At 71.7% G+C, this 4,430-nt stretch carries 4 protein-coding genes; 1 reads left to right on the forward strand and 3 read right to left on the reverse strand.

Features of this window, described 5'->3' with window-relative positions:
- A partial coding sequence (locus AOK15_RS40650; protein ID WP_205632326.1) for an LLM class flavin-dependent oxidoreductase occupies positions 1–665 on the reverse strand: 665 nt, incomplete at its 3' end.
- 394 nt (positions 666–1,059) lie between these two features.
- Between AOK15_RS40650 and AOK15_RS40655 the strand changes: the two genes are divergently transcribed.
- Complete coding sequence (locus AOK15_RS40655) at positions 1,060–1,881, forward strand: hypothetical protein (RefSeq protein ID WP_055524221.1); 822 nt, start codon at positions 1,060–1,062, stop codon at positions 1,879–1,881.
- Positions 1,882–2,004: 123 nt separating this feature from the next.
- Here the strand turns inward: AOK15_RS40655 and disA are convergent, their stop codons facing one another.
- Together disA and radA are read right to left on the reverse strand one after the other, a co-directional pair.
- On the reverse strand, positions 2,005–3,129 hold the full coding sequence (disA, locus tag AOK15_RS40660) for a DNA integrity scanning diadenylate cyclase DisA (protein ID WP_055524223.1): 1,125 nt from the start codon (positions 3,127–3,129) through the stop codon (positions 2,005–2,007).
- 81 nt (positions 3,130–3,210) lie between these two features.
- Positions 3,211–4,430, reverse strand: a 1,220-nt coding sequence (gene radA / locus AOK15_RS40665; RefSeq protein ID WP_055524225.1) for a DNA repair protein RadA, incomplete at its 5' end; no start/stop codon positions are given.

A 4,430-nucleotide genomic window follows, 5' to 3' on the forward strand; every position in this document is an offset into this window, starting at 1 on the left:
TCGTTCCCCGGCGCACCCCCGCCCGGCGTCGCCTCCCCCGGCTCCGCCTTCACGACGCTGCTGGTGAGGAAGTTCATCCCGTTCTCCCCGGCCCAGCGGGCCGACCGCAGGCTGCCGCCCCCGTACCACAGACGGCTTCCCAGGCCGGGGGAGTGCGGCTGGACCCGGTCCGAGAAGACCTCGAACCCCTCGGTGCCGCTGAACTCCGTGGCCGCCTCCCCGCGCACGAAGCCCAGGAGCCGCCGGACCCGCTCGAAGCTGAAGTCCTCGGCGTCGGCGGTGTCGGGGTAGAGCGCCGACCTGACCGTGTCGTAGTGCATCGGCGGTCCCACGCTGACACCGGGGTTGAGCCGGCCGCCGGACAGGATGTCGACCGTCGCCAGGTCCTCCGCGAGCCGCAGCGGGTTCTCCCAGCCCAACGGGATGACGGCGGTGCCCAGTTCGATACGGCTCGTGCGCTGTGAGGCCGCCGCGAGGACGGCGACGGGGGAGGAGATGCCGTACTGGAGGTGACGGTGGCGCAGCCAGGCACTGTCGAAACCGAGCCGCTCGCCCAGCTCGATGATCTCCAGGGTCGACTCGTGGCCCCGCCCGGGGTCCGCCTCGTCGAACAGCCCGATGGTCAGAAAGCCCAGCTTCCGCAACGGCCGCGAGCCCGGCGGCACGGTGTGGTCCATGGTCGTCCTCCAGCTGGTCCGGGATGAGGACGATTGTCGCAGGGGGGTGCCCCGTGGGGCGGCGGTGCCGAGGGGATGGCCAAAGGTGCAAGGGGTGCGATCGCGAACGGGATCGGGGAGGGATGGCGTTGGCGGTCGGCCTGGGGGAGTCGTGCACCGGTCCGGTGAACATGTGTCGGGGGAAGGGGTGTTGACCTTTCCTTCACCTGAACGCCATGATCACGGACGGTGTCCGTTTCGCCATGATGGTTACTGAAAGCGATCGGTAACTTCCCTGATCAGGTGCCGAGTCGGGCCGACCGGAATGATGATCCGGAAAAGTTGCGGTTCAGAGCGGCGGGTGAGGCCGGTTAAGTGCCTGATCTCTCGTACAGTTTGCGCCGTGGGATCTCTGCGCAATCCGGTCGGGCCGCTTCCCTCCACCATCTACTGGCGACGGAGGGCCGTCATCGCGGCCGTCCTCGGCGTGCTCGCCCTCCTGATCGTATGGGTCGTCACCGGCGGTGGCGGCAACGGCAAGAACGGCGCGGGCGACTCCCACGGCAAGAACCCCGCGCCCTCCATCACTCCCGGACCCTCCGGCTCCGGCCCGGCGATCAGCCAGGCACCGGGCGGCCGTGACGAGACGGGCGACGAGTCCGGCTCCGGGGGCGACAGCTCCGGCTCCGGTTCTGGCTCGGGCTCCGGGTCCGGCGGTGGCGACGACGGTTCGAGCGCCGCCGGGGGCGGCTCGTCCAGCGGCGGCACCGGGAGCAGTGGGGGGAGCACCTCCGGCGAGCAGGTCCCGGCGGGGTCCAGCCTGCCCGACTGCGCCTCCTCGGCCGTCAAGTTGAGCATCCGCAGCGTGCGGAACGCCTACGCGCCCGGGACGGACCCCACGTTCCAGCTCGTCGCCCGCAACTCCTCGGGCAGCGACTGCAAGCTCGACCTCGGGCCGGACCACACGATCGTGACGATCACCGCGACCGGGGCCGACGACGCGTTCTGGTCCTCCGACGACTGTCACGAGACCGCCGGCAGCCTGCTGTTCCGGGTCCCGGCCGGCGACCAGGTCACCTACACCGTCCAGTGGAACCGGGACCCCAGCGCCCCCAACTGCGCCACCCCGTCCGCCGGTGCGGCAAAGCCCGGCACGTACCTCATCGAGGCGAAGGCCCCCGGCCTGGCCAAGGACCGGACGTCGTTCGTCCTGGAGAAGGACTGACCCTCCGGGGCGCGCGCGCCGGCCCCGGGCGGGCGGCCCTCCGGAGCCGGGCGCGCGCGTGGACGCGAGCGGCCAGGGGATGCGGTGGTCGGTGGGTTCGGCTGACCGCCGGAGGCCAGGGCCCTAGACGTAGCGCTCCAGGATCGAGGACTCCGCCAGGCGCGACAGGCCCTCGCGGACGCTGCGGGCGCGGGCCTCACCGACGCCGTCGACCGTCTGGAGGTCGTCGACGCTCGCGGCGAGCAGCTTCTGCAGGCCGCCGAAGTGCTCCACCAGGCGGTCGATGATGGCGCCCGGCAGGCGGGGGACCTTCGCCAGGAGGCGGAAGCCGCGCGGGGAGACCGCCGAGTCCATGCCCTCGGGGGAGCCGGTGTAGCCCAGGGCCCGCGCCACCGTGGGCAGTTCGAGGAGTTCCGCGTGGGAGAGGGCGTCCAGCTCGTACAGCGCCTCGTCGACCGTACGGGAACGCTTGGCCGTGGGCTCGGGGACGTAGTCCCGGACCACCAGTTCCCGCTCCGGCTCCACACCCGCGATGAGCTCGTCCAGCTGGAGGGCCAGAAGGCGGCCGTCCGTACCCAGTTCGACGACGTACTCGGCGATCTCCGTGGCGATGCGCCGGACCATCTCCAGACGCTGGGCCACCGCCGAGACGTCCCGGACCGTCACCAGGTCCTCGATCTCCAGCGCTGACAACGTTCCCGCGACCTCGTCCAGGCGGAGCTTGTACCGCTCCAGGGTCGCGAGGGCCTGGTTGGCGCGGGAGAGGATCGCCGCCGAGTCCTCCAGGACACGGCGCTGCCCGTCGACGTACAGCGCGATCAGGCGCATCGACTGGGAGACGGAGACCACCGGGTACCCGACCTGCTTGCTCACGCGGTCCGCGGTGCGGTGCCGGGTGCCGGTCTCCTCCGTGGGGATCGTCGGGTCCGGGACCAGTTGGACACCCGCGCGCAGGATCTTCGACAGGTCCGAGGAGAGGACGATGCCGCCGTCCAGCTTGCACAGCTCACGCAGCCGCGTGGCCGTGAACTCGACATCCAGGACGAAACCACCGGTGCACATCGGCTCGACGGTCTTGTCGAAGCCGAGCACGATGAGTCCGCCGGTGTTGCCGCGGAGAATCCGCTCAAGCCCGTCGCGCAGTGCCGTGCCCGGGGCCACGGCGCTCAGTGAGGCGCGCATCAGGCCATCGGCACCGGAGCTCCCACCGGACTTTCCGGGAGCTGCTGCCCGGTCGTTGGCTGCCACTGCACTCCTCCGGTCGCAGGTTTTGGGGCGCTCCCGTTTCGCACACGTGGTTCGTACGGACGGGCGAGACCTGGGCAAAGTCTACCGGCGGTCCTCGTCGTCCCGTGGGGCGTCTCGACGACGGGATCGGGGCAGTACCCGCAGCGCGTCCCCCATGTCCGCCACTTCCAGCACCTTCATACCGGGAGGAACCTTGCCGGGATCGGACGGAACGAGCGCGTGCGTGAAGCCGAGGCGGTGCGCCTCCGTGAGGCGGCGCTGCACACCGGTGACCCTTCTGACCTCGCCGGCGAGACCCACTTCGCCGATCGCCACGAGGTTCTTGGGCAGCGGGGTGTCGCTCGCCGCGGACGCCAGGGCCAGCGCGATCGCCAGGTCCGCGGCGGGCTCGGACAGCTTCACGCCGCCGACCGTCGCGGAGTAGATGTCCCTCTTGCCCAGAGCGGCGATCCGGCCGCGCTGCTCCAGGACCGCCAGGACCATCGAGACACGCGAGGTCTCCAGGCCGGACGTGGTGCGGCGGGGGGAGGGCAGCTGGGAGTCGACTGTGAGCGACTGCACTTCGGCTACGAGGGGGCGGCGGCCCTCCAGGGTGACGGTGAGGCAGGTGCCGGGCACCGGCTCGTCGCGGCGGGTGAGGAAGAGGCCACTGGGGTCGGCGAGGCCGGTGATGCCCTCGTCGTGCAGCTCGAAGCAGCCGACCTCGTCCGTGGCGCCGTAGCGGTTCTTGATGCCGCGTACGAGGCGGAGGCGGGCATGGCGGTCGCCCTCGAAATGCAGCACGACGTCGACCAGGTGCTCCAGGAGGCGCGGGCCCGCGATCGCGCCGTCCTTGGTGACGTGGCCCACGAGCAGGGTCGCCATGCCCCGTTCCTTCGAGGCGCGGATCAGGGCACCCGCGACCTCGCGGACCTGCGCCATGCCGCCGGGGGCGCCGTCGATCTCCGGGGAGGCGACCGTCTGCACCGAGTCGAGGATGAGCAGACCGGGCTTGACGGCGTCCAAGTGACCGAGGACGGCGGCCAGGTCGGTCTCGGCGGCGAGGTACAGATGGTCGTGGAGGGCGCCGATACGGTCGGCCCGGAGACGGACCTGGCTCGCGGACTCCTCGCCGGTGACATAGAGCGTGGGGTGCTCGGCGCTGGCCGACTTCGCGGCCACGTCGAGGAGGAGGGTGGACTTGCCGACGCCGGGCTCGCCGGCGACGAGGACGACCGCGCCGGGGACGAGGCCGCCGCCGAGGACACGGTCCAGCTCGGGGACGCCGGTGCGGCGGGCGGTGGCCTGGCGGCCGTCGACCT

Origin of the sequence: Streptomyces ossamyceticus (assembly GCF_001418475.1) — a bacterium.
Lineage (GTDB): Bacteria > Actinomycetota > Actinomycetes > Streptomycetales > Streptomycetaceae > Streptomyces > Streptomyces ossamyceticus.